23 protein-coding genes are annotated in these 21,979 nt (G+C 68.3%); 10 read left to right on the top strand and 13 right to left on the bottom strand.

Annotated features, from left to right (window positions below; genetic code table 11):
• Position 1 precedes the first annotated feature (1 nt).
• Together F3K02_RS17505 and F3K02_RS17500 are read left to right on the top strand one after the other, a co-directional pair.
• Positions 2-208: a zinc-finger domain-containing protein gene (locus tag F3K02_RS17505; protein WP_177136920.1), complete on the top strand. Its 207-nt coding sequence runs from the start codon at positions 2-4 to the stop codon at positions 206-208.
• A gap of 4 nt (positions 209-212) precedes the next feature.
• Positions 213-1,043, top strand: coding sequence for a glycosyltransferase (locus F3K02_RS17500; protein ID WP_177136919.1), 831 nt, complete (start codon positions 213-215; stop codon positions 1,041-1,043).
• Between the two features lie 330 nt (positions 1,044-1,373).
• On the opposite strand, the gene F3K02_RS17495 is transcribed toward F3K02_RS17500, so the two are convergent.
• Positions 1,374-2,651, bottom strand: coding sequence for a sensor histidine kinase (locus F3K02_RS17495; protein ID WP_177136918.1), 1,278 nt, complete (start codon positions 2,649-2,651; stop codon positions 1,374-1,376).
• Positions 2,648-3,379 carry a response regulator gene (locus F3K02_RS17490; RefSeq protein ID WP_218179489.1) on the bottom strand — a complete coding sequence of 244 codons (732 nt, stop codon included), beginning with the start codon at positions 3,377-3,379 and terminating at the stop codon, positions 2,648-2,650. Before F3K02_RS17490 ends, F3K02_RS17495 begins: the two co-directional genes overlap by 4 nt.
• 146 nt (positions 3,380-3,525) lie before the next feature.
• Here F3K02_RS17490 and F3K02_RS17485 point away from each other — a divergent pair, with 146 nt between their 5' ends.
• Positions 3,526-5,100, top strand: coding sequence for a class I adenylate-forming enzyme family protein (locus tag F3K02_RS17485; RefSeq protein ID WP_177136917.1), 1,575 nt, complete (start codon positions 3,526-3,528; stop codon positions 5,098-5,100).
• Here F3K02_RS17485 and F3K02_RS17480 read toward each other — a convergent pair.
• Complete coding sequence (locus tag F3K02_RS17480; RefSeq protein ID WP_177136916.1) at positions 5,066-6,484, bottom strand: AmpG family muropeptide MFS transporter; 1,419 nt, start codon at positions 6,482-6,484, stop codon at positions 5,066-5,068. The genes F3K02_RS17485 and F3K02_RS17480 overlap by 35 nt on opposite strands.
• A 47-nt stretch (positions 6,485-6,531) precedes the next feature.
• Between F3K02_RS17480 and F3K02_RS17475 the strand changes: the two genes are divergently transcribed.
• The gene (locus tag F3K02_RS17475; protein WP_177136915.1) at positions 6,532-7,398 is read left to right on the top strand and encodes a M48 family metallopeptidase; all 867 of its coding nucleotides are present in this window, start codon (positions 6,532-6,534) and stop codon (positions 7,396-7,398) included.
• Positions 7,399-7,468: 70 nt separating this feature from the next.
• Here F3K02_RS17475 and F3K02_RS17470 read toward each other — a convergent pair whose 3' ends face one another.
• Genes F3K02_RS17470 through F3K02_RS17460 form a run of 3 tightly spaced genes read right to left on the bottom strand, consistent with a single transcriptional unit; the run spans position 7,469 to position 10,382 of the window.
• Positions 7,469-8,434, bottom strand: a complete 966-nt coding sequence (locus F3K02_RS17470) for a lysylphosphatidylglycerol synthase domain-containing protein (RefSeq protein ID WP_177136914.1) — start codon at positions 8,432-8,434, stop codon at positions 7,469-7,471.
• Entirely contained in the window at positions 8,431-9,639 is a 1,209-nt protein-coding gene (gene clsB / locus F3K02_RS17465) for a cardiolipin synthase ClsB (protein ID WP_177136913.1), read from the bottom strand. The genes F3K02_RS17470 and clsB overlap by 4 nt, the downstream gene beginning before the upstream one ends.
• Positions 9,636-10,382, bottom strand: a complete 747-nt coding sequence (locus tag F3K02_RS17460; protein WP_218179488.1) for an endonuclease/exonuclease/phosphatase family protein — start codon at positions 10,380-10,382, stop codon at positions 9,636-9,638. The genes clsB and F3K02_RS17460 overlap by 4 nt, the downstream gene beginning before the upstream one ends.
• A 238-nt stretch (positions 10,383-10,620) precedes the next feature.
• On the opposite strand from F3K02_RS17460, the gene F3K02_RS17455 reads away from it, so the two are divergent.
• Positions 10,621-10,857 carry a hypothetical protein gene (locus tag F3K02_RS17455; RefSeq protein WP_177136911.1) on the top strand — a complete coding sequence of 79 codons (237 nt, stop codon included), beginning with the start codon at positions 10,621-10,623 and terminating at the stop codon, positions 10,855-10,857.
• A 21-nt stretch (positions 10,858-10,878) separates the two neighbouring features.
• Here F3K02_RS17455 and F3K02_RS17450 read toward each other — a convergent pair whose 3' ends face one another.
• From F3K02_RS17450 to F3K02_RS17440, 3 genes are all read right to left on the bottom strand, one after another.
• Entirely contained in the window at positions 10,879-11,517 is a 639-nt protein-coding gene (locus tag F3K02_RS17450) for an MBL fold metallo-hydrolase (RefSeq protein ID WP_177136910.1), read from the bottom strand.
• Positions 11,518-11,560: 43 nt separating this feature from the next.
• Positions 11,561-12,517 carry a LysR family transcriptional regulator gene (locus F3K02_RS17445; RefSeq protein ID WP_177136909.1) on the bottom strand — a complete coding sequence of 319 codons (957 nt, stop codon included), beginning with the start codon at positions 12,515-12,517 and terminating at the stop codon, positions 11,561-11,563.
• A 518-nt stretch (positions 12,518-13,035) separates the two neighbouring features.
• Positions 13,036-13,929: a LysR family transcriptional regulator gene (locus F3K02_RS17440; RefSeq protein ID WP_177136908.1), complete on the bottom strand. Its 894-nt coding sequence runs from the start codon at positions 13,927-13,929 to the stop codon at positions 13,036-13,038.
• A 144-nt stretch (positions 13,930-14,073) separates the two neighbouring features.
• Here F3K02_RS17440 and F3K02_RS17435 point away from each other — a divergent pair, with 144 nt between their 5' ends.
• The 3 genes from F3K02_RS17435 to F3K02_RS17425 all read left to right on the top strand — a co-directional run bounded on the left by F3K02_RS17435 (position 14,074) and on the right by F3K02_RS17425 (position 16,303).
• Positions 14,074-14,964 carry a class I SAM-dependent methyltransferase gene (locus F3K02_RS17435; RefSeq protein ID WP_177136907.1) on the top strand — a complete coding sequence of 297 codons (891 nt, stop codon included), beginning with the start codon at positions 14,074-14,076 and terminating at the stop codon, positions 14,962-14,964.
• A gap of 92 nt (positions 14,965-15,056) precedes the next feature.
• Positions 15,057-15,968: a DnaJ C-terminal domain-containing protein gene (locus F3K02_RS17430; RefSeq protein ID WP_177136906.1), complete on the top strand. Its 912-nt coding sequence runs from the start codon at positions 15,057-15,059 to the stop codon at positions 15,966-15,968.
• Complete coding sequence (locus tag F3K02_RS17425; RefSeq protein ID WP_246309567.1) at positions 15,965-16,303, top strand: chaperone modulator CbpM; 339 nt, start codon at positions 15,965-15,967, stop codon at positions 16,301-16,303. Before F3K02_RS17430 ends, F3K02_RS17425 begins: the two co-directional genes overlap by 4 nt.
• Positions 16,304-16,314: 11 nt before the next feature.
• Here the strand turns inward: F3K02_RS17425 and F3K02_RS17420 are convergent, their stop codons facing one another.
• Complete coding sequence (locus tag F3K02_RS17420; protein WP_177136905.1) at positions 16,315-17,118, bottom strand: exodeoxyribonuclease III; 804 nt, start codon at positions 17,116-17,118, stop codon at positions 16,315-16,317.
• Between F3K02_RS17420 and pyrE the strand changes: the two genes are divergently transcribed.
• On the top strand, positions 17,117-17,833 hold the full coding sequence (gene pyrE / locus F3K02_RS17415) for an orotate phosphoribosyltransferase (RefSeq protein ID WP_177136904.1): 717 nt from the start codon (positions 17,117-17,119) through the stop codon (positions 17,831-17,833). The two genes, F3K02_RS17420 and pyrE, sit on opposite strands and share 2 nt — an antisense overlap.
• A gap of 9 nt (positions 17,834-17,842) precedes the next feature.
• Positions 17,843-18,484: a DUF4124 domain-containing protein gene (locus F3K02_RS17410; RefSeq protein ID WP_177136903.1), complete on the top strand. Its 642-nt coding sequence runs from the start codon at positions 17,843-17,845 to the stop codon at positions 18,482-18,484.
• 129 nt (positions 18,485-18,613) lie between these two features.
• On the opposite strand, the gene gatB is transcribed toward F3K02_RS17410, so the two are convergent.
• Genes gatB through gatC form a run of 3 tightly spaced genes read right to left on the bottom strand, consistent with a single transcriptional unit; the run spans position 18,614 to position 21,857 of the window.
• Positions 18,614-20,068 carry an Asp-tRNA(Asn)/Glu-tRNA(Gln) amidotransferase subunit GatB gene (gatB, locus tag F3K02_RS17405; protein WP_177136902.1) on the bottom strand — a complete coding sequence of 485 codons (1,455 nt, stop codon included), beginning with the start codon at positions 20,066-20,068 and terminating at the stop codon, positions 18,614-18,616.
• Between the two features lie 2 nt (positions 20,069-20,070).
• Positions 20,071-21,561: an Asp-tRNA(Asn)/Glu-tRNA(Gln) amidotransferase subunit GatA gene (gatA, locus tag F3K02_RS17400; RefSeq protein WP_177136901.1), complete on the bottom strand. Its 1,491-nt coding sequence runs from the start codon at positions 21,559-21,561 to the stop codon at positions 20,071-20,073.
• On the bottom strand, positions 21,558-21,857 hold the full coding sequence (gatC, locus tag F3K02_RS17395; protein WP_177136900.1) for an Asp-tRNA(Asn)/Glu-tRNA(Gln) amidotransferase subunit GatC: 300 nt from the start codon (positions 21,855-21,857) through the stop codon (positions 21,558-21,560). The genes gatA and gatC overlap by 4 nt, the downstream gene beginning before the upstream one ends.
• Positions 21,858-21,979: the final 122 nt, after the last annotated feature.

Here is a 21,979-nt window from a genome sequence, read left to right as displayed (position 1 = left end):
CATGAAAAACGCATCGATCGAACTCGCCGCCGCGGACCTGAACCACCAGGGCGGCATCTTCTGCCCCAGCCCCAAGGCCGACATGAAGCTCTGGAACAGCCACCCCAAGGTGTACCTGGACGTGGCCAAGACCGGTGAAGCGCGCTGCCCGTATTGCGGCACCGTCTACCGCCTGGGCGCCAACGAACAGCTCGCGCACCGGCACTGAATTCATGGCCGGGCCGGGAAGCGTCGAGGTTGTTGTCTCAACCTACAACAACCCGCACGCGCTGGATCTGGCCTTGTGTGCCCTGCGTCGGCAATCCGTTGCCGACTTCAAGCTCTGCATCGCCGACGACGGCTCCGGGCAGACCACCCGGGATCTGGTGAATACATGGGCCGCGGCGTTTGGACCGCGCCTGCGCCACATCTGGCACCCAGACCATGGTTTCCGGAAAAACCGCATCCTGAACAAAGCCATTGCCAGCTCAACAGCGGAGTACCTGATTTTTCTGGATGGCGACTGCGTGCCGGGGCGGGTGTTTGTCGAACGCCACCTCACGTTGAGCAAACCGGACCGGTTTTGCACCGGCGGCGTGATCCGCCTGGACCGGCCCACCAGCAATGCCGTCACCAGAGAACAGGTCGCATCCGGCGAAGTGTTCACAGCGCAGTGGCTGTCCGCCCACCAGGCCCTGGACGGTCTCGGCAACCGCCTGAAAGCCGGGCTCTACCCGGTGTGGCTGTCGGGCCTGGCCGAGACCCTCACCCCGGTCAGCAAAACCTGGAACGGCGGCAACAGCTCGACCTGGCGCATCAACCTGATCAAGGTGAACGGCTTTGACGAGAACTTCGGCTACGGCGCAGAAGACATCGAACTCGGGTTCCGTCTGAACAACGCGGGCATCCGGGGACGGCACCTGCGGTACACCGCGCCGGTGCTGCACCTGGAACACGAGCGGGCCTACGCCGACCTGGCGTGCAAGGAAAAAAACAAGGAAACGGCCCAACAAGTGCGCAAGGGCGGCAAAACCCTCTCGGACCAGGGCATCGACCGCCTGTAGCGGCCCAACTTCCCGGCACGCGCCCCTTCCAGGCGCGACAAACGGGCAAAAAAAAGCCACCTTGCGGTGGCTTTGAAAGTCCTTGGAAGGACGTCGTTGGGAGACCAGTTTCAAACGCTTGGATCAACGTATGGGGTTTGCCGGATCTGCATTTTTCGGAATGTTGTGACAGCAACGGGGTGAATTGTGCGCTGCCACATGGGTTTCGAACATCCCCCATTTGGGGGAGCAACGACCCTTTTTGTTGGAAATTGTCACCCCCATTTGGCGAAAACAAGGGCCCTGCGGTCTGCAGCAGGTCCTTCGGCGCTTCCCCGACCCGTTTGCACCTCACAACGGCAACTCGACCACGAACCGGGCACCGCCACCCGGACGGGATTCACAACGCACCGAACCCTGGTGGCGCTCGGCGATGGACTTGACGAGTGCCAACCCCAGACCCACCCCGCCTTCTTTTTCGCTGGCGCCCGGCAGACGGTAGAAGGGCTCGAAGATGCGCTCGCGCAGCTCGGCCGGCACCCCCGGACCCCGGTCGTCCACCCACAGGACCGCCACCGCCGAAGCGCCATTCGGCGCCCGGGACCCCGAGCCGGGCCGTTGCGACAGCGTCAGACGCACCTGGGGTTCTCCGGGGTCTGCGTCAGCGCCAGAAACCGGGCGTCCATAGCGCCGCGCGTTCTCCAGCAGGTTGCGCAACAGGCGACGCAACAGCCTGGGGTGACCCTGCACCAGCAGCGTCGATCCGCCGGGTGCGATCTCCAGATCGGCGCCGGTGCGGGCGCACTCCTCGGCCGCCAGGCCCACCAGATCGACTTCTTCGGTCGGACCCAGCGCGGAAGCGTCGTTGGCGTCGCGCGCGTCCAGCCGGCTGGCCAGCAGGATCTCGTCGATCAGCTGGTCCAGTTCCTCGATGCTGCGCGCGATCTCGGCACGCTGACCGGCCCCGGCACGGTCGTGCCCCAGCAGCTCCAGCCCCATGCGGATGCGCGCGAGCGGCGAACGCAACTCGTGTGAAGCGTTGGCCAGCAGGGCTTTGTGCGAGAGCAGCAAGGTCTGCACGCGTTCGGCCGCGGCGTTGAACCGGGCCGCCAGAAACGCCACCTCGTCCTGCCCCTGCACAGGCAGGCGCGTGCTCAAATCGCCCTGACCCCAGCGCTCCACGCCTTTTTGCAGGGCTTCCAGCCGTTTCGTCAGACGGCGCACGATCGGGTAAGCCCCCAGCGCCACCGCCAGCGCCACCAGTCCCAGCAGCCAGGCGAAACCAAAAGGCGACTGCAAGCCGAACAGGCTGCGCCGGGACGGCAAGCTGCCGGGGGTGCGGTTGGCCCGCGGCAGCAGGACGTAAAGCGTGTGGCCGTCCTTCATCTCCACCTGGAACTCAAGCCCCTGACCCGGAATGCGCACCGCCTTGGCGGGCGACCGCCCCACCTCCTCACCCGCCCCGTTGCGCAAGACAATCTCGCGCGCCACCCGGGCATCGCGTTCCTCGCGATCACGGTCCAGCGCCATCTGCCAGAGCCAGCCCACCACCAGCGTCAGCACCGCCACGGCCGCCACCACGGCGAACCAGATGCGCAGGTACAGCCGCTGACCCCAAAGGCTTTTCATTCTTGTTGTTTGGCGAAAACATAGCCCACACCCCGCACAGTGAGGATGCGCTTGGGGTCCTTGCTGTCGACCTCGATGGCGGTGCGGATGCGGCCGATGTGCACGTCGATGCTGCGGTCGAACGCTTCGAGCTCGCGGCCACGCACGGCCTCCATGATCTGGTCGCGCGTGAGCACGCGCCCGGCGCGTTCGGCCATCGCCACCAGCAGGTCGAACTGGTAGGACGTGAGCTCGCACAGCTGTCCGGCGACCTGCACCGTGCGCGCATCGCGATCGATCTCCAGCGACCCAAAGCGCAGCACGGGTGAGCTGCGCGTCGTGGCCGCAGACCCACCCGGCTCGCCCCGGCGGCGCAGCACGGCGCGGATGCGGGCGAGCAGTTCGCGCGGCTCGAAGGGCTTGGGCAGGTAGTCGTCGGCCCCCAGTTCCAGGCCAATGATGCGGTCCATGGGATCGCCCTTGGCGGTGAGCATGAGCACGGGCACGCGCGCGTTCTCGTTGGGCATGGCGCGGATGCGGCGACACACCTCCAGCCCGTCCATGCCGGGCATCATCAGGTCCAGGATCACCAGCTCGGGCTGGATCATCTGCAGCTGCTCAAGCCCTTGTTCGCCGGCGGGCGCGTGCGTGACCGCGAAGCCTGACTGGCCGAGGTAGTCCGTGACCATCTGGGCCAGACGGGCATCGTCTTCGATCATCAGGAGGCGGGTGGGGGTCGGGGAGGTCATGGCATTCAGTGTAGCGGGCGGGATAGAGCCCTCCAAGCGTCCCGCGCCCTTGCGGGGGCAGCCCGGCGGCGGATCGGTGAGCCCGGTCATGCGTATGGTCGCGCGCGCGTGTGAACCCGGTGCGCCGCTCGCGTAAAGTTCGGTAAATGGCCCAGCTCCCGACCCCTGTTCTCCCGCCCGCCCGTTCGCTGGACAGCCTGCTGCAGCGCCTGGCCCGCGAACGGCCAGGCGCTCTCGCGCTGAGTGCACGCGAACCCGCAGCGCCTGCGGGCCCTGACACGGACTTTGCGGAGCTGGCGCGCTGGGCGGCGGCCGTCGCCCGCCATCTACAGACGCAACACGGGGTGCAGGCCGGTGACCGGGTCGCCTGGCTGGGGCTGAACCACCCGCTGCAGATAGTGCTGCTGTTTGCGCTGGCGCGGCTCGGTGCGCTGCTGGTGCCGCTGAACCACCGGCTCGCCGCCGCCGAGTGGGCCGCCGTGCTGGCCGACTGCCAGCCTCGGGTGCTGGTGCACGACACCCACTTCGCATCGGCCGCCCAGTCGCTGCCTCACCCCTCGCCGGCCGCCGGCCACCTCGTTCCGATGGCGCAGTTGCCTGGCCGGTTGAACACCACCACCACGGACACCATGGACCCGGACGGCCCGGAGTTCGCCGAAGCGTGGGACGCACCGGTGCTGCTGGTCTACACCTCAGGCACCACGGGCGCCCCCAAGGCCGCTGTGCACACCCAGGGCAACCTGCTGGCCAACATGGCCATCGCCGCCCAGGTCCAGGGGCTGTCAGCGAACGACACCGTGCTCACCGTGCTGCCGCTGTTCCACGTCGGCGGCCTGTGCCTCCAGACGCTGCCGGCGCTGTCGGTCGGCGCGCGCGTGCTGCTCTTTTCGCGTTTCGACGCTGTTGCCACGCTGGACGCCATCGCGCACGAACGCCCCACCCTCACCCTGCAGGTGCCCGCCACACTCAAGGCGCTGACCGAACATCCGCGGTGGACCGGCACCGATCTGTCCAGCCTGCGCGCGGTCTGGGCCGGGTCCAGCCTGCTGCCGCCCGCACCGCTGGCCGCGTTTCATGCGCGCGGCGTGCCGGTCTGCAACGTCTACGGCAGCACCGAAACCGGCCCGTTCTCGATCGCCCTGCCAGCCGAACACGCCCAGGACCATGCCGGCTCCTGTGGCTGGCCGGCCCCCGGCGTCGAGGTGCAGCTGCGCGACCCCCTGGGCGCGGTGGTGGCGCCCGGCGCCGTGGGTGAGCTCTGCATCCGGGCGCCCAATGTGGTCCGGCGCTACTGGCCCGACCGCGCGGCCTGCGACGCCGACGGCTTCTTCCACAGCGGCGACCTGGCGCAACAGGCGCCCGACGGCAGCTTCACCGTGGTCGGCCGGTCCAAGGACATGATCATTTCCGGCGGCGAAAACATCTACCCGGCCGAGATCGAAAACCTGCTGCTGCAACACCCGCTGGTGGTCGAGTGCAGTGTGATCGGCCAGGCCGACGCGCGCTGGGGCGAGGTGGCGGTCGCGGTGCTGGTGCTGCAGCCCGGGGAGCACGACCACCCGGACTGGGCCGAACCCTTGCAGCGTTTCCTCGACGGGCGTCTGGCCCGCTACAAGTGGCCGCGCCGTTGGCTGCGCGTCGACGCCCTGCCCAAGACCGCGCTCGGCAAGGTGCAGAAGGCCGAGCTCAAACGCCTGCTGGACGCTCCGGCAGCGGAATGAGGCGCGTGGCGAGCCAGACCAGCAGCAACACCGGAACACCGAGAAAGGCCGTTGCGGTGAAGAAGGTCGGGTAGTCGTATGCATCGACGAACGCCCCCGAATAGCCCGCCAGCCACTTGGGCGCCAGCAGCATCATGGAGCTGAATAGCGCGTACTGCGTGGCCGAGTAGGTGACGTTGGTCAGGCTGGAGAGGTAGGCGATGAAGCCGGCCGAGGCCACGCCCGCGCTGAGGTTGTCGGCCGAGATCACGGCGATCAGCGCCGTCACATCGTGACCATGACCGGCCAGCCACGCAAACAGCAGGTTGCTCGCGGCCGAGAGGATGGCGCCGAGCATCAGCACCCGCATCACGCCCCAGCGCAGCGACAGCGCGCCGCCGATGAAGGCGCCGACCAGGGTCATGATCACGCCGTAAACCTTGGTGACCGCGGCCACCTCGTCCTTGGTGTAGCCCATGTCCACGTAAAACGGATTGGCCATGATGCCCATCACGACGTCGCTGATGCGGTAGACGCCGATCAGCGCGAGGATCAGCAAGGCCTGCTTGCCATAGCGCTGGAGGAAGTCGGCGAACGGCTCGACAAAAGCGCCCCGGAACCACTCGGCCGCATTGCGCGCGGGCGGCACGGCCAGTTGCACCGGTTCGCGCGAGAACAGCACCGTCACCACCCCCACCAGCATGCTCGCGGCCATGACGAGGTAGGCCGAGGTCCAGGCGGCGTTCTGGTACAGCGCACCCGGCACGGGCTTCGCGGCTTCAGCGGCCGCGGTGACCACCGCGACGGCGGCCTGGGCCACCGGCGCCACCTCGGCCCGCGCCGCCAGCCACAACACCCCCCCCCCCGCCCAGATCATCGCCAGCCGGTAGCCCGTCTGGTAGGTCGCGGCGAGCACGCCCTGGTGCCGCGTGTCGGCGGACTCGATGCGGAAGGCGTCCAGCGCGATGTCCTGCGTGGCCGAGGCGAACGCCACCGCCAGAGCGCACCACACCACCACGTTCAGCCCGGTGCGCGGGTCCGACAAGGCCATGCCCACCAGCGCCGCCATGATCGCGCCCTGCGACAACAGCAGCCAGCTGCGACGCCGCCCCATCCAGCGCGTGAGCAAGGGGATCGGCAGCCGGTCCACCAGCGGCGACCAGCACCACTTGAAGCCATACGCCAGCCCCACCCAGCTCAGGTAACCGATGGTCGTGCGGTCCAGCCCGGCCTCGCGCAGGCGAAAGCTCAGCGTGCCCAGCACCAGCAGCAGCGGCAGCCCGGCCGAGAAACCGAGCGCGAACATGCGCAGGCTGGCGGGCTCCAGGTAGGCGCGCAGGGTCTCGCCCCAGGTGGGTCGGGCGGTGTTTTGTGGGCTCGAAGGCGTGACGGCGTTCTCGGTCATTGCGGCAGGTGGGTGCGCCCGGCGGGGGCTTTGCCTATTATTGACCCATGTGTTTTCTCTGCGACCTCAAGACAGCCTCCACCCCCATCTCCCAAGATGCCCCACAGCGCGGCCCCTGGCAGGCGCGCCGCGCCTTCGTGCTCGCGGGCGCGGCAGCGGTCGCCCTGCCTGCGTCCGCCCAGGTCGACGTGGGCAAAGCGTCCAGCCTGCGCAAGCTCGTGCCCGCCGACCAGATCGAACAGGCCGGCAGCCAGCAGTTTGTGCAGACCGTGCAGGAAGCGAAGCAGCAAAACGCCCTGCTGCCCGCCAACCACCCGCAGACCCGGCGCCTGCACGCTATCGCGAAACGCATCATTCCCCACGCCGCAGCCTGGAACCCGCGCGCCAGAGACTGGCGCTGGGAAGTGGTGCTGATCAACAGCGACCAGATCAACGCCTTCTGCCTGCCCGGCGGCAAGATCGCCTTCTACACCGGCATCCTGAGCCAGCTGAAGTTGAATGACGACGAAGCCGCCATGATCATGGGCCACGAAATGGCCCACGCCTTGCGCGAACACGCGCGCGAACGGCTGGCCAAGAGCAGCGCCACCGACCTCGGCCTGCGGCTGGGCGCCCAGCTGCTGGGGCTGGGCGATCTGGGCAACGTGGCCGCCGGGCTGGGGACGCAGCTGCTCACGCTGCGGTTCAGCCGCGAGGACGAGTCCGAGGCCGATCTGGTGGGCCTGGAACTCGCGGCGCGCGGCGCCTATCAGCCCCGGGCCAGCGTGAGCCTGTGGCAGAAGATGGCCGCCCAGACGGGTGGCCCAGGCATCGGCTTTCTCTCGACCCACCCCACCGGTCCGAACCGCATCCGCGACCTGGAGGCGAATGTGCCGAAGGTGCAGGGGTTGTACGAGCGGGCGCGAAAAGGGTAGGCAGCCCCCTCCGCCGCTGCGCGGGTCGCTGCCCCCCGAGGGGGCTGGCCCTGCCTTGGGGCGGCCCGGACTACCGTTGGGTCGGCACCCGGGTTGAGCCGGGCCGGTGCCGCCGCGCAGCCGCCTCGCTCAGCGCATAGGCGGGCAGCGCCAGCGCCAGGGGCAACAGGTAGTAAACGGCGCGGTAGGCCAGCACCGTGGCGAGCACCTCGACCAACGGCAGGCGGGTGCCGAGCGTGGCCACGAACACCGCCTCCAGCACACCCAGACCCGCCGGCACGTGCGTCAGCACACCGGCCAGCGCCGCCAGCAGCAGGGCGCCGAGCACGGTGGGGTAGTCGATGCGGCCACCGAACAGGCTCCAGACGGTGGCGCCGATCAGCAGCCAGCTCGCGCCGCCCGCCACCAGCTGCCACACCGCCAGGGGGCCGCTGGCCAGCTTCAGCGACTGGCCGCGCCACGTTAGCCGACGCGGGCGCACGAAGCGGCACAGCACCGGGTAGGCCAGCGCCGCCAGCACCATCGCCAGCCCGATGGCGCGCAGGGCCGGGTCGGGCAGCGCCCAGCCGGCGCTCAGGCGCGGCGGCGCCCACAGCAGCACCGCACCGCCCACCAACAAATAACCCAGCCAGTTGGTCGCCATGCTGTGCGCGATGATCTGCGCCACCGTCGACGCGGACAGGCCCCAGCGCGTGTACAGGCGCAGCCGCAGGGCGAAGCCGCCCACCAGCGAGCCGGCGTTGAGGTTGAAGGCGTAGCTGATGGCGGCGGTGCCGAGCGTTCGCAGCGTGGACAGCCGATGGCCCGTGAGTCGGCGTCCGATCAGGTCGAAACTGGCGTACAGGCCATGGCTGAGCAGCGCCAGGCCGGCCGCCGCCGCCAGCCGACCGGGCGGCATCTGCTGCAGCGCCTGCCAGACCGCGGGCCAGTCCACCGTGCGGGCCTGCCGCACCACCAGTGTGAGCACCAGCGCCGCCAGCGCCCACGGGGCCACCCGCTTGAACCACGACCAGGCGGTGCGGGCCCAGGGCTTCATGTCGAGTCGGTCCGCAGCGGCACGACCCGCGGCGCGCGCAGGGGCGCGAGCCGCGCCCAGCTCGGGTAGCTGCGCAGGACGTGGAACACCACCAGGCTGCGCAGCGCGATCCAGGCCGAGCGCAGCCGCCCTGGCGTCGGCAGCTGCACGCGCTGGCACCCGCGCTGCATCAGGTGTTCGAGACGCCCGCTCAGATGCCGGGCGAACGCGCCGTCGCGCACCACCACGTTGGCCTCCAGATTCAGGCTGAGGCTGGTCGGGTCGAGGTTGCTCGATCCGACGGTGGCCCACAGGTCATCGACCACCGCCACCTTGGCGTGCAACGGGCGCTCAACGTACTCGTAGACGTTCACCCCGGCGCGCATCAGGTGGCCGTACAGCAGCGCCGAGGCCTTCTGCACCCAGGGCTGGTCGGGCCAGCCCTGCAGGATCAGGTCGACCCGAACGCCGCGGCGCGCCGCAGCGCGCAGGTCGCGCAGGAACCGGTAGCCGGGGAAAAAATAGGCGTTGGCGATCAGCACGCGTTCGTGCGCGCTGCGCACCGCAACGCGGTAGTGGCGCTCGATGTCGGTGCGGTGGCCGCGGTTGTCGCGCGTGACGAAGGCCGCCACCGCGCCCTCGCCCACGGCTTCCAGTCCGGAGCGCCGATGGCGGATCGCGCGCCAGCGCTGCAGCCAGTCGTGGCGCGCGGGCTGGGGCGCGTCCAGGTTGGCGCGGCAGAAGGCCTGGATCTGGCCCACCAGCGGGCCCTCAACTTCAACCGCGTAATCCTGCTTGGCCAGCGGCCCGAACTCGGCCAGGTGGTCCAGCGAATAGTTGATGCCGCCGACAAAGGCCCGCCGGCCGTCCACCACCACCAGCTTGTGGTGCATGCGCCGCAGCATGTTGATGCGCGCGCCCAGCAGGCGACGGGCCGGCTCGAAACTGCGCAGCCGCACGCCCGCATCGAGCAGCGGCTGCGTGAACGACGGCGGCAGGTCGGGCGAGCCCCAGCCATCGACCAGCACGTGCACCACGGCGCCGCGCCCGGCCGCGCGCAGCAGCGCCTGCTGCAGTTCGCGCCCGACCTTGTCGTCGAACAGGATGAAGGTTTCGAGCAGCACCTCGTGCTCGGCCGCGGCGATGGCGTCGAACACGCGCGGGAAGTAGACCTCGCCGTTCTCCAGCAGCGTGATGCGGTTGCCCGGCACCCAGTGCGAGTTCATGGCGCCTCCTGCAGATCGATGCCGGCGGCCAGCGGCGCGTGGTCGGACAGCCGGGACCAGGGCCGAAGCGGCAGCGGCAGCGGCGTGGCCGCGGCCACGCCTCGCACGTAGATGCGGTCGAGCCGCAGCAGCGGCCACCCCGCCGGAAAGCTGCGCGCGTGCGCACCCAGATGGTGGCGGAACACCTCGGTGAGCCCGCAGGGATTCAGGCTGGCGTCGGCGCGCGAACGCCAGTCGTTGAAGTCGCCGGCGACGATCAGCGGCGCGTCGGCCGGCACCTCGCGCTGCACCGTGTCGCACAGGCGCTCCAGCTGGTGGCGCCGGTGCGACTCCCTCAGCCCCAGGTGCACACACATCACCTGCAGATCGGGCAGGCCGTCGGGCATGGCCAGCACGCAGTGCAGCAGGCCGCGCGGCTCGACGCCGGGCAGCGAGATGTCGTGGTTGGCACTGTGCAGCACCGGGAAGCGGGAAAGCACCGCGTTGCCGTGGTCCAGCCCCTCGGCCACCGCATTGCGCCCGTAGGCGTGGTCGGACCAGATCTGGTCGGCCAGGAACTCGTATTGCGCGTCCGCGGCCCCCGAGCCGCCTTCGACCTCCTGCAGGAACACCAGGTCGCTGCCCACGGCGCGCACCGCCTCGCGCAAACCGTGCAGCATGGAGCGGCGGTTGAAGGCGCTGTAACCCTTGTGGATGTTGACGGTCAACACGCGCAGGAACCGCGAAGCCGGGAGGATGCTCATGTTCTCGGGTACGGGTGAATGGGAGGCCGGGCAGCGTTCCATCTTGGTCCGTCGGACCCCGCATGACTGTGCGTCATCGCACAGACGTTTTCAACCCCGCAAAAAAGCGCTGGCACCAGCGCCCGCGCCCTGGCATCCACCACCCCACGACCAAAGGGGCAAACGCTGTACGAGCGGGCACGACGCGGCTAGCATCCGCCAGTCGGCGCCTGCCGACGCCCACCCGTAGGAGACAACCATGAAAACCCTGGTGACCGCGTCCGCCTTGCTGTTCTGTTCGGTGGCTTTTGCCAACAGCTGCCCCGCCGAGATGAAGGCGATCGACGCCAAGCTCGGCACCAACCCGAGTCTGTCTGCGTCCGACATGGAGAAGGTGAAGTCCTTGCGCGCGGAAGGCGAAAAAATGCACAAGGACGGCAAGCACGACGAGTCCATGAAGGCGCTCGGCGACGCCAAGAAGCTGCTCGGCCTTTGAGCCCCAGACCGGGCGGGCGGCTCAGCCGCCCTTCACATACGGGTTGAAGCGCCGCTCTTCGCCAAACGTGCTCTCCGGGCCATGGCCCGGGATGAACACCGTTTCATCGCCCATGGGCCAGAGGCGCTCCTTGATGCTGGCAATCAGCTGCGCGTGATTCCCTTGCGGAAAGTCCGTGCGCCCGATGCTGCCGGCGAACAGCACGTCGCCCACGAAAGCGCGCTGCGCCTCGGGCGACTGGAACACCACATGGCCGGGTGTGTGGCCGGGGCAGTGGCGCACGTTGAGCGTGCAGTGACCGATCTGCACCGTGTCGCCATCGGCCAGCCAGCGCGTGGGCGTGAAAGGGCCCGCCGGCGGAAAACCGAACATGGCGCTCTGCTGCGGCAGGCCGTCGATCCAGAACTGGTCGCCCGGGTGCGGGCCGATGATCGGCAGATTCAGCCGGGTGGCGAGTTCGGCCGTGCCGCCGGCGTGGTCGATGTGCGCGTGGGTGAGCCAGATCGCCTTGAGCGTGACGCCCAGGCGCTTCACCTCGGCCAGCAAGCGCTCCAGGTCGCCCCCCGGGTCGATGATGGCGGCCTCCATCGTTTCATCGCACCAGACGATGGAGCAGTTCTGGGCAAAAGCCGTGACGGGAACGGTGAGGTACTGGAACATGGGGATCGGGGTCGGCTTTGAGGGACTGGCGGTACTGTATCAATCAGGTCGGGGGAACGCTGGCATCGCCATGCAGCAGGATTCCACCCGGCCAGTGACCCTCGGTGCAGAGGCGCTGCACCAGCGCCACCACCAGGCTGGCCACGGCCTGAGACGCCGACGACAAGGGGATGTGGACCGATGCGCAGAGCACCAGGACCCGCTCCAGGGGCGGGTTCACCACCGGCGTCGCCACCAGCAGGCCGGCTTCGATTTCCGGCCGCAGCGGCATGACGGGCAACAAGGTGCGGCCCAGCCCCGCCAGCAGCGTGGTGCGCAGGATGCTGATCGAGCTGATGTCGGCAAACACCTGGGGCGGCGCAAGGCCGGCCCGGGCCGCAGCCGCCTCGATGAGGGGGCGCACGCCGTGCGGACTCGCCGGCAGGATCAGCGGCTGCGCCAGTGCCTGGGCCAGCGTGATCGTCGCGGCCAGGGTGGCGCCGGGCCCGGCGGGCTCGATCAGGCACAGCTGCTCGCTCAGCAGGCGCGTGCTGGTGAAACCGCCCAGGTGGCCATCGTCGAACAGCACGGCCAGGTTGATCTGGCCGGTGCGCAGCTGCCGCGTGAGGTTGCCTGTGAGTTCCTCGGTGAGTTCGAGCTCGATCCGGGGGAAGCGCTGGTGGACTTCGCGCAGCAAGGACAGGGCCAATGCGTTGGAAGCGCTGTGCGGAATGCCGAACACCACCTTGCCACGCGGCTCGTCGTCGGTGTGGCGCGCGCTGTGCAACGCTTCCTCGGCCTGCCGCAGGATCGACACCGCGTGGGGAAAAAAGCGCTGCCCGGCGTCGGTCAGCTCCACGCCGCGGCGTGAACGGTGAAAGAGACCGACACCCAGCTCGTCTTCGAGCTGGGCCACCTGGTGGCTGAGCGCCGACTGGGCGACAAACACCCGTTCGGCCGCCTTGGAAAAGCTGCCACTGTCGGCGATGGCCACGAAGTAGCGCAATTGGCGGAGTTCCATGGTGGGCGGGCAATGGGGTTCAGGACGGAACCCATTATCTCGTTTCAAGATGGCAAGTCGCGCAATCTGTATTGGACAGATGATTCAGGCGCCCCTCTAATGCGTTCACCAACTTTGCCGACCATCTCTTCCAGCCACCCGCCAGAAGACAACCGCCGATCAGGCACCCGATGCCGGCAAAAAGCACCTCTTACCGGAAGTGCGGGGCCTTTGGCTTCCCGGCACAAGGAGGCCGACCGCAGAACGGGAAGTCGCATTCGATGGAGATGGGCGCGTGATCGCAGAACGCACCACAGTGCCGGGCAAGTACCCTTCACGGACGACCCCATGACCCGCCCCCATCCTCGACGAGGCCGCCATCCACCCTGCCATCCGCGAGAAGATCGCCCGCCTGCACAACGACCTGATCCAGCAGGTGCAGACCGCCATCGGCAGCCACCCGGTGGTCGTGGTCGGCCTGTCGGGCAACCCCTTTGTGGGCAGCAAGGCACGCAAGGCGCTGAGCGGCCGTCGCCGCCTCAGCCGGTGATGATGGGCCGCAAGGCATCAACCTCATCGACCAGGAAGTCGAACAGCGCCGCCACGCGCGGCGTGTGCCGCAGCTCCGCCGTGGTGAGCACGCGCCAGATACGCGCCAGCTCGGGGATCGGCCCCAGCACCCGCACCAGGTCGGGCTCGGCGTCGCCCAGCGCGGTCGGCAGCGCGGCCAGGCCCATGCCGGCCTTCGCCGAATACACCAGCCCGAGCACGCTGTCGTTGCGCGCCACCACACGGGCCGCTGGAGCGACCTGCTGCAACCATACCGATGCGCGGTGCTGGGCCATGGTTTCGTCAAAGCCGACCCAGTCGTGCTGCGCCAGGTCCTGCAGGCTGCCGGGCTGGCCGCGCCGTGCGATGTACTTCGGGCTGGCGTACACCGCCCACAGCGAATCGCCCACCTTGCGGCCGATCAGGGCGTTGTCTTCCGTGTCGCCCGAGCGCAGGGCCATGTCCGCATCACCCTGCGCCAGGTCGAGGTACTTGTCGCTCATCACGAACGCCACCTCCAGCCCGGGATAGCGGGCGCGAAAGCGCTCCAGCAGCGTCGAGCGGGAGAGCCGCAACATCAGCGGCTCCGGGCAGGTCACGCGCACCACACCCGACACATCGCGCTGGAAGGTTTCCACATGCCGGGCCAGCGCCAGTGCAGCGCGCTCCACGTCCTGCGCCAGCGGCAGCAGCTGTTCCCCATAGGCCGTGAGCCGGTAGCCGCTGGGGTGGCGCACCACCAGCGCTTGCCCCAGGTCGCGCTCCAGTTCGGCGAGCCGGCGCTGGACCGTGGACTGGTTCACCTGCAAGGCGCGCCCGGCGGCGGTGGTGCTCTGGTGCCGCGCCACCGCCAGCAGGTACTTCAGGTCATTCCAGTCGAACATGGCGGGCGACCTCGGGTGGGCAGATGCCTCGGGTGATGTATTTCTGCGGCCCCATTATGCGAGTCTGCGGCTTGTGGCGGGGGTGCCAACGGCCCAGACTGGCCCGGCCATCCCGCACCGCCACCACCGCCCGAGGAGTCCACCATGACCACCCCCTCAGCCCCTGTCGCCAACACACCCGGAACACCCCCGGACGGCCCGGCGTTCAAGGCCGCCGCCCGCGAACAATGGGACCGATCGGCCCCGGGCTGGAACGCCCACACCGCAGAGATCCGTGCCTGGCTGCGCCCCGCGACGGACGCCATGATCGACATGGCCGGCGTCGGCCCCGGCGACGCGGTGCTCGACGTGGCCGCCGGCGCGGGCGACCAGTCGCTGGACATCGCGCAGCGCGTGGGCCCGACGGGCCGCGTGCTCGCGACCGACCTGTCGCCCGCCATCCTGGCGCTGGCGCGGGACAACGCGCGCCTGGCCGGTCACGGCACCGTCCAGACCCTGGTGGCGGATGGCGAGGCCCTGCCGGTGCCGCCCGCCAGCTTCGACGCCGTGGTGTGCCGCCTGGGCCTGATGTTCTTTCCCGATCCCCAACAAGGCCTGCGCGCCATGCACCGGGCGCTGCGCACAGGTGGCGGCATCTGCACCGTGGTGTTCTCGCGACCCGAGCGCAACCCCTGCATCGGCCTGCTCATGGCCACCGCCCTGCGCCACGCCGGGCTGCCCCCGCGCAACACCAACCAGCCCGGTGGCCTGCTGAGCCTGGGCCAGCCGGGCCTGTGCGATCAGCTGTTCCAGTCCGCCGGCTTCCGGCAGGTGGCCACCACAGCGCTGGACGCGCCCTTTCGCCTGCCAACGGCGCGCCACTATCTTGACTTCGTGCGCGCCTCGGCCAGCCCCATCCAGCAGATCCTCGGCCGGCTGGAGCCCGAAGCCGCCGAGGCCGCGTGGGCCGACATGGAGGAGCGCCTCGGCCAGTTCAACACGCCCGGGGGCTGGGTCGGCCCCAACGAGCTGCTGCTCACGGCGGCGCAGCGCTGAAGCGATCTGGGTGGAGCGGGAGGCGCTCAGGGTGCGCCAGCGCACAGACCCGGTTATTCTGGTCACCCAAGCTGTGTCCCCGGGAGTCCTGCATGAAGTACAAAGACTATTACGCCGCCCTGGGCGTGCCGCGTGACGCGGACCTCGACGCCATCAAGAAGGCCTACCGCAAGCTCGCCCGCGAGCACCACCCGGACATGTCCAAGGCACCGGGGGCCGAGGCCCGCTTCAAGGAAGTGGCCGAGGCCTACGCGACGCTGAAGGACCCCGAAAAACGCGCCGCCTACGACGAGCTGGGCAGACACCCGGCCGGTGAGCCGTTTTCGCCGCCACCGCAATGGGGCCGCGACCACGCCACCAACGGCTCGGCGTTTGACGAGATGGACCTCGAAGACCTGCTCGCCGCCATGGGCCGGGGCCGCCGCGGTCCGCGCCAGGGCCCGATGCCCCGGGACGGGCGCGATCTGGAAACCACCATTCGCATCAGCCTGGAAGACGCCCACCGCGGACGCACCGTGCACCTGAGCCTGGACGACGGCGGCCAGGAGCGCACACTGGAAGTGAGCGTGCCCCCCGGCGTGCGCGATGGCCAGAAGCTGCGGTTGCGCGGCAAAGGCGGCAAGGGCCAGAACGGCGGCACCGATGGCGACATCTACCTGCACATCACGCTGGCGCCGCACCGCATTTTCCGCACCGACCACCAGGACCTGTATTTCGACCTCGTGCTCACGCCCTGGGAAGCGGCACTGGGCACGGAGGCCGAGGTGCCCACGCTGGACGGCCCGGTGACGCTGACCGTGCCACCCGGCACGCGCTCGGGCCGCAAGCTGCGGCTGCGCGGGCGCGGCCTGGCGAACGGTCGCAGCGCCCCGGGCGACCTCTACGCCGTGGTGCTGATCGACGTGCCCGCCACCCTCACCGAGCGCGAACGCGAGCTGTTTGAAGCACTCGCCAAAGACTCTTCATTCCATCCGCGCACCGCGCCAACAGGAGCCACTTCATGAACACCAACATGCAAGCCGTTGAATGGGTCTGGCTCGACGAGGTGCAGAGCGTCACGCTGCCCGAGCTGGCGCGGGTCTGTGGCATCAGCACCGCCGACGTGGATGAGCTGGTGGAATACGGCGCGCTGCAGCCGCTGCAGACCGGCCCGTCGGAGGCGGACCTGCGCATGTTTAGCGCCGACTGCGTCACGCGCATGCGCACCGTCAGCAAGCTGCGGCTGGACTTCGACCTCGACCTGTTTGCCGTGGCCCTGCTGCTGGACCACATCCAGCGCATCGAAACGCTGGAGCAGCAGGTGCGCTCGCTGCAGGCGCAGCTGCCCCAGCGGCACTGAGTCCGAGCATCTCAGAGCGTGAAGTCGTATTCGATCGTGATCGGCGCGTGGTCGCTGAACTTCTCGGCCTTGTAGATCGCTTCGGTGCGCGCGTGTTCGGCCAGCGCCGGCGTGGCCAGGTGGTAATCCAGCCGCCACCCCACGTTGTTCGCGTAGGCCTGGCCGCGGTTGCTCCACCACGTGTAGCAGGTGTCGGTGGTGTCGGGCTGCAGACGGCGGTACACGTCGACCAGGCCGCCATCGGTCAGCAGCTTGGTCATCCACGCGCGCTCTTCGGGCAGGAAGCCGCTGTTCTTCTGGTTGCTGCGCCAGTTTTTCAGGTCGGCGTTCTGGTGGGCGATGTTGACGTCGCTGCAGATGATGAACTCGCGCTGGCCCTTGAGCGCCATCAGGTGCGGGTAGAACACATCCAGAAAGCGGTATTTGGCTTCCTGCCGCTCGGGGCCTGAAGAGCCGCTGGGGCAGTAGACGCTGATGATGGAACGTTTCGCGGTGGGCGTGTCGAAACGCAGCTCCACGTATCGGCCTTCGGCATCGAACTCGCCGCCGTCGAAACCCACCACCACGTCGCTGGGCTCATGGCGCGTGTAGACGGCGACGCCGGAATAGCCCTTCTTCTCGGCGAAGTGAAAATGGCCCTTGAGTCCGGCGAGGGCCTCGAAGCGCCCGCTGACGTCGGGCGCCTGCGCCTTGACTTCCTGCACACAAATACAATCGGGCGCATGCTTGGCGAGCCACGCTTCCAGCCCCTTGGTGCTGGCGGAGCGGATGCCGTTGAGGTTGAGGCTGGTCAGTTTGAACAAGGATTTCCCCATGGTGTTGGAAGCGAGCTCGGCGGCTGCCGGAACAAAAGACGGTGCGCTGGCACAGGACTTCGTGCAGTTCTGCGTGGACTCGGGCGTGCTGCGCTTTGGCGAGTTCAAGACCAAGGCGGGACGGCTCTCGCCTTACTTTTTCAACGCTGGCCTGTTCGATGACGGCGCCAAGCTCGGTCGGCTCGCGCAATTCTATGCAAAAGCCCTGCTGGAAAGCGGCATCGAATTCGACATGATTTTCGGCCCAGCGTACAAGGGCATTCCGCTCGGTGCGGCGGTCGCCATCGAGTTGGCGCGCCTGGGGCGCAACGTGCCGTTTGCCTACAACCGCAAGGAAGCCAAGGACCACGGCGAAGGGGGTTCGCTGGTGGGTGCGCCGCTCCAGGGCCGGGTGCTGATCGTCGATGACGTGATGTCGGCCGGCACCGCCGCCCGCGAATCCATCGCCCTGATCCAGGCCGCTGGCGCCACGCCCCATGCGGTGGCGATCGCGCTGGACCGCCAGGAGAAGGCCACCGAGGTCGGCGCCGACGGCGTGCAGCGTGACGTGGAGCACAGCGCGGTGCAATACGTGCGGAACCAGCTCGGCCTGCAGGTCTGTGCCATTGCGACCTTGGCCGATTTGCTGCAGTATCTGAGGCAGAACACTGGCGACGAACTTGCCAGCCACCGCGACCGGGTGCTGGCCTACCGCCAGCGCTACGGCGTAGCCTGAGGATCCACTTTGCCCGCTTTCCTTCGCCCGCCGCTCCCGCCAACGTCCATCGCATGGGGCGTGCTGCTGCTGGTGTCGACGGTGGCGCTGGCTCAGGGCAAAGGCATCTACACCTGCATTGACAGCAAAGGACGGCGCATCACATCGGACCGCCCGATCACCGAGTGCCTGGACCGGGAACAGCGCGAACTCACGGGCTCCGGGACGGTCAAGCGGGTCGTGCCACCGAGCTACACGGCCGAAGAACGCGCCAGGATCGACGCCCAGAAGAAGGCCGAAGAAGCCTTGCAGGCCCGAATTGCCGAAGAAAAGCGCCGTGATCGGGCGCTGCTGATCCGCTACCCGAACAAGCCCGTGCACGACAAGGAGCGCGCCGACGCGCTGGCCCAGATCGACGAAGTGATCAGCGCGGTCAACAAACGCGCACAGGCCCTGCTCGATCAGCGCAAGGACATCAGCGCCGAGCTGGAGTTCTACCAGAACGACGTGAGCAAAGCGCCGCTGTGGCTGCGCCGCAAGCTGGAAGACAACGAGCAGCAGGTCGCGGTCCAGCAACGCTTCGTGGTGGAACAGACCCAGGAAAAACAGCGCCTCAACGCGCGCTTCGACGAAGAGCTGGTGAAGCTGCGCCAGCTCTGGGGGCAGAAGTAGTCCCCCCTGCGCCGCTGCGCGGCTTCCCCCCGAGGGGGACAACGCCTTTGGCCCGGCGGAGCCGGTTCTTCGGCGTTTGCTGGGTGGGGCACGTGCTCCGGAGGTAGCCCGCAGCTGGTGCCCTTGTCTTTACTGAAGCTTTTGCTTGAGCAGGTCGTTGGCCTGCTGCGGGTTGGCCTTGCCCTTGCTGGCTTTCATGACCAGGCCCACCAGCGCGTTGAAAGCCTTGTCCTTGCCGGCGCGGAACTGCTCGACCATGGGGGCGTTGGCGGCCATCACCTCGTCGATGATTTTTTCCAGCGCGCCGGAGTCGTTCATCTGCTTGAGGCCCTTGGCTTCGATGACGGCGTCGACGTCCTGGCCCTCTCCGCTCCACAGCGCGTCCATCACCTGCTTGGCTGCGTTGTTCGACACCGTACCGTCGGCAATGCGCTTGAGCAGCGCAGCCAGCGTGTCGGCGCTCACAGGCACCTGGGCGATGTCCTTCTCTTCGTTGTTCAGGCGGCGCGAGACCTCGCCCATGATCCAGTTGCTGGCCATTTTGGCCTGACCGCTGGCCTTGGCCGTGGTCTCGAAGTAGGCCGCCATCGCCGGGCTCTGCGTCACGGTGGTCGCGTCGTACTCGGGCAAACCGTAGTCACGCACCAGCCGCTCGGCCATCTGGCGCGGCAACTCGGGCATGTTGGCCTTCACCTGCTCCACCCAGTCGCGCGCGATCACCAGCGGCGGCAGATCAGGGTCGGGGAAGTAGCGGTAGTCGGCCGCGTCTTCCTTGGTGCGCATGGCGCGCGTCTCGCCGGTGTCGGGGTCGAACAGCACGGTGGCCTGCTGGATCGCGTGGCCGTCTTCGATCTGCTCGATCTGCCAGCGCACCTCGTAGTCGATTGCCTGCTGCATGAACTTGAACGAGTTCAGGTTCTTGATCTCGCGGCGCGTGCCCAACTCCGCACCGGGCTTGCGCACCGAGACGTTGGCGTCGCAGCGGAACGAACCTTCCTGCATGTTGCCGTCGCAGATGCCGATCCATGTCACCGTCTTGTGCAGCTCTTTCGCGTAGGCCACGGCCTCGGCGCTGGAGCGCATGTCGGGCTCGGTCACGATCTCCAGCAGCGGCGTGCCTGCACGGTTCAGGTCGATGCCGCTCATGCCGTGGAACTCTTCGTGCAGGCTCTTGCCCGCGTCTTCTTCCAGGTGCGCGCGCACCAGGCGCACGGTCTTCTTCTCGTCACCGAGGAAGAAACTCACCTCGCCGCCCTGCACCACCGGGATCTCGAACTGGCTGATCTGGTAGCCCTTGGGCAGGTCGGGGTAGAAGTAGTTCTTGCGCGCGAACACGCTCTGCTCGGCGATGTGCGAACCCAGCGCCAGACCGAGGCGGATGGCGTGCTCCACCGCACCGCGGTTCATCACCGGCAGCGTGCCCGGCAAAGCCAGGTCCACCGCGCAGGCCTGCGTGTTGGGCTCGGCGCCAAACGCCGTGGGCGCGCGGCTGAAGATCTTGGATTGCGTGGCGAGCTGGGCGTGGGTCTCGAAGCCGATCACGACCTCGTAGCCGTGCACCAGGAGGGATTTGCTGGAACTCATATTCAGAAACCTTGAGGTGCGCGGGTGTGCCAGTCGGTGGCCTGCTGGAAGGCGTGCGCGGTCTGCAGCAGTTCGCCTTCCTTGAAATAGTTGCCCACCAGTTGCAGGCCCACCGGCATGTTCGCCGCGCCGAAGCCGGCCGGCACGCTCATGCCGGGCAGGCCGGCGAGCGAGGTGGACAGGGTGTAGATGTCGGCGAGGTAGTTGGCGACCGGGTCGTCGCTCTTCTCGCCGATCTTCCAGGCCACCGTGGGCGCCACCGGGCCGGCGATCACGTCGCACTGGGTGAAGGCTTGCTGGAAGTCTTGCGCGATCAGGCGGCGGATCTGTTGTGCCTTGAGGTAGTACGCGTCGTAGTAACCGTGGCTCAGCACATAGGTGCCGATCATGATGCGGCGCTGCACCTCGGGCCCGAAGCCTTCGCTGCGCGACTTCTTGTACATGTCGGCCAGGTCGTCGAACTTGGCGGCGCGGTGACCGAACTTCACGCCGTCGAAGCGGCTGAGGTTGGACGACGCTTCGGCCGGCGCGATGATGTAGTAAACAGGGATGGACAGCTCGGTGCGCGGCAGCGAAATGTCGACCAGCGTGGCGCCGAGTTTTTCGTATTCGGACAACGCGGCGCGCACGGCGGCCAGCACGTCGGGCGCGCAACCGGCACCAAAGAACTCGGTCGGCAGGCCGATGCGCAAGCCCTTGAGCGGCATCGCAGCCATGGCGCCTTCGCGGGCCAGCCCCAGCAGGCGCGTGTAGTCCTCGGCGGGGTGGTCGAGGCTGGTGGAGTCGCGGTCGATGTCGGGGCCGGCCATCGCGCTCAGCAGCGTGGCGCAGTCGGCGGCGCTGCGCGCCATCGGACCGGCCTGGTCCAGGCTGGAGGCGAAGGCAACCATGCCGTAACGCGAGCAGCGGCCGTAGGTGGGCTTGATGCCGGTGATGCCGGTGAAGCTGGCGGGCTGGCGGATCGAGCCGCCAGTGTCGGTGCCGGTGGCGGCGGGCACCAGGCGCGCGGCCACGGCGGCGGCCGAGCCGCCCGAGGAACCGCCGGGCACGCGGGCCGTGTCCCAGGGGTTGTGCACCGGCGCGTAGGCCGAGTTGTCGTTGCCCGAGCCCATGGCGAACTCGTCGCAGTTGAGCTTGCCCAGGGTCACGGCGCCGGCGGCGGCGAGCTGGCTCACCACGGTGGCGTCGAACGGGCTCTGGTAACCGGCCAGCATCTTGGAGCCGGCGGTGGTGGGGAAACCCTGGGTGACGAAGATGTCCTTGTGCGCCAGCGGCACGCCGAGCAGCGGGCCTCGCTCGCCCGCAGCGATGCGTGCATCAGCGGCCTGGGCCTGCGCCAGTGTCAGGTCTTCGTTGAACGCCAAATAGGCGCCGAGGTTCTGGTGTTCCTTGGCGCGCGCCAGCAGGTGCTGCGCGGCTTCGACGCTGGAGGTCTTCTTGTCGGCAATGGCGGCGGCCAGTTCGGCCACGCCCAGGTGGTGGAGCTCGTTCATTCGATCACCTTGGGCACGAGGAACAGACCCCGCTCGACGGCGGGCGCGCTCTTCTGGTTCGCTTCGCGGTTGTTGGGTTCGCTCGCAACGTCCGGGCGCAGGCGCAGGCTGACGTGATCGATCACGGCGGTGGGGTGGGCCAGCGGCTCGACACCGGTGGTGTCGACCGCGTTCATCTGCTCGACGATGTCAAAAAAGCCGTTGAGCTGGCCCAGCATGCGCTCGCTTTGGGTACCGCTCAGTTCCAGGCGCGCCAGGTTGGCGATGCGCCCGATGTCGGACAAGGTCAGGGACATGGCAGAACTCGGTTCCGGAGTAAGAAAAAAGAAACCACCCAAACAGCGCCCCAAGTGCGCTGAAACGGGGTGTAAAGGGAAGATTTAGCCCCTTGATGGGCGAAGTTATGCACAGGGGATGC

The sequence above is a fragment of the Hydrogenophaga aromaticivorans genome (genome assembly GCF_013387465.1).
Classification (GTDB): domain Bacteria; phylum Pseudomonadota; class Gammaproteobacteria; order Burkholderiales; family Burkholderiaceae_C; genus Hydrogenophaga; species Hydrogenophaga aromaticivorans.
The sequence above is the reverse complement of the archived record's forward strand: the minus strand, read 5'-3'. Positions and strand labels throughout refer to the sequence as shown.

What these genes read in the sequence shown, in the direction of transcription:
- F3K02_RS17505 (WP_177136920.1), top strand. Translation starts at nt 2, where the DNA reads ATGAAAAACGCATCGATCGAACTCGCCGCCGCGGACCTGAACCACCAG.
- F3K02_RS17420 (WP_177136905.1), bottom strand. Translation starts at nt 17,118, where the DNA reads ATGGGGAAATCCTTGTTCAAACTGACCAGCCTCAACCTCAACGGCATC.
- pyrE (WP_177136904.1), top strand. Translation starts at nt 17,117, where the DNA reads ATGGTGTTGGAAGCGAGCTCGGCGGCTGCCGGAACAAAAGACGGTGCG.
- F3K02_RS17485 (WP_177136917.1), top strand. Translation starts at nt 3,526, where the DNA reads ATGGCCCAGCTCCCGACCCCTGTTCTCCCGCCCGCCCGTTCGCTGGAC.
- F3K02_RS17440 (WP_177136908.1), bottom strand. Translation starts at nt 13,929, where the DNA reads ATGTTCGACTGGAATGACCTGAAGTACCTGCTGGCGGTGGCGCGGCAC.
- gatC (WP_177136900.1), bottom strand. Translation starts at nt 21,857, where the DNA reads ATGTCCCTGACCTTGTCCGACATCGGGCGCATCGCCAACCTGGCGCGC.
- F3K02_RS17445 (WP_177136909.1), bottom strand. Translation starts at nt 12,517, where the DNA reads ATGGAACTCCGCCAATTGCGCTACTTCGTGGCCATCGCCGACAGTGGC.
- clsB (WP_177136913.1), bottom strand. Translation starts at nt 9,639, where the DNA reads ATGAACTCGCACTGGGTGCCGGGCAACCGCATCACGCTGCTGGAGAAC.
- gatA (WP_177136901.1), bottom strand. Translation starts at nt 21,561, where the DNA reads ATGAACGAGCTCCACCACCTGGGCGTGGCCGAACTGGCCGCCGCCATT.
- F3K02_RS17450 (WP_177136910.1), bottom strand. Translation starts at nt 11,517, where the DNA reads ATGTTCCAGTACCTCACCGTTCCCGTCACGGCTTTTGCCCAGAACTGC.
- gatB (WP_177136902.1), bottom strand. Translation starts at nt 20,068, where the DNA reads ATGAGTTCCAGCAAATCCCTCCTGGTGCACGGCTACGAGGTCGTGATC.
- F3K02_RS17495 (WP_177136918.1), bottom strand. Translation starts at nt 2,651, where the DNA reads ATGAAAAGCCTTTGGGGTCAGCGGCTGTACCTGCGCATCTGGTTCGCC.
- F3K02_RS17435 (WP_177136907.1), top strand. Translation starts at nt 14,074, where the DNA reads ATGACCACCCCCTCAGCCCCTGTCGCCAACACACCCGGAACACCCCCG.
- F3K02_RS17455 (WP_177136911.1), top strand. Translation starts at nt 10,621, where the DNA reads ATGAAAACCCTGGTGACCGCGTCCGCCTTGCTGTTCTGTTCGGTGGCT.
- F3K02_RS17425 (WP_246309567.1), top strand. Translation starts at nt 15,965, where the DNA reads ATGAACACCAACATGCAAGCCGTTGAATGGGTCTGGCTCGACGAGGTG.
- F3K02_RS17470 (WP_177136914.1), bottom strand. Translation starts at nt 8,434, where the DNA reads ATGAAGCCCTGGGCCCGCACCGCCTGGTCGTGGTTCAAGCGGGTGGCC.
- F3K02_RS17430 (WP_177136906.1), top strand. Translation starts at nt 15,057, where the DNA reads ATGAAGTACAAAGACTATTACGCCGCCCTGGGCGTGCCGCGTGACGCG.
- F3K02_RS17475 (WP_177136915.1), top strand. Translation starts at nt 6,532, where the DNA reads ATGTGTTTTCTCTGCGACCTCAAGACAGCCTCCACCCCCATCTCCCAA.
- F3K02_RS17500 (WP_177136919.1), top strand. Translation starts at nt 213, where the DNA reads ATGGCCGGGCCGGGAAGCGTCGAGGTTGTTGTCTCAACCTACAACAAC.
- F3K02_RS17460 (WP_218179488.1), bottom strand. Translation starts at nt 10,382, where the DNA reads ATGAGCATCCTCCCGGCTTCGCGGTTCCTGCGCGTGTTGACCGTCAAC.
- F3K02_RS17490 (WP_218179489.1), bottom strand. Translation starts at nt 3,379, where the DNA reads ATGACCTCCCCGACCCCCACCCGCCTCCTGATGATCGAAGACGATGCC.
- F3K02_RS17480 (WP_177136916.1), bottom strand. Translation starts at nt 6,484, where the DNA reads ATGACCGAGAACGCCGTCACGCCTTCGAGCCCACAAAACACCGCCCGA.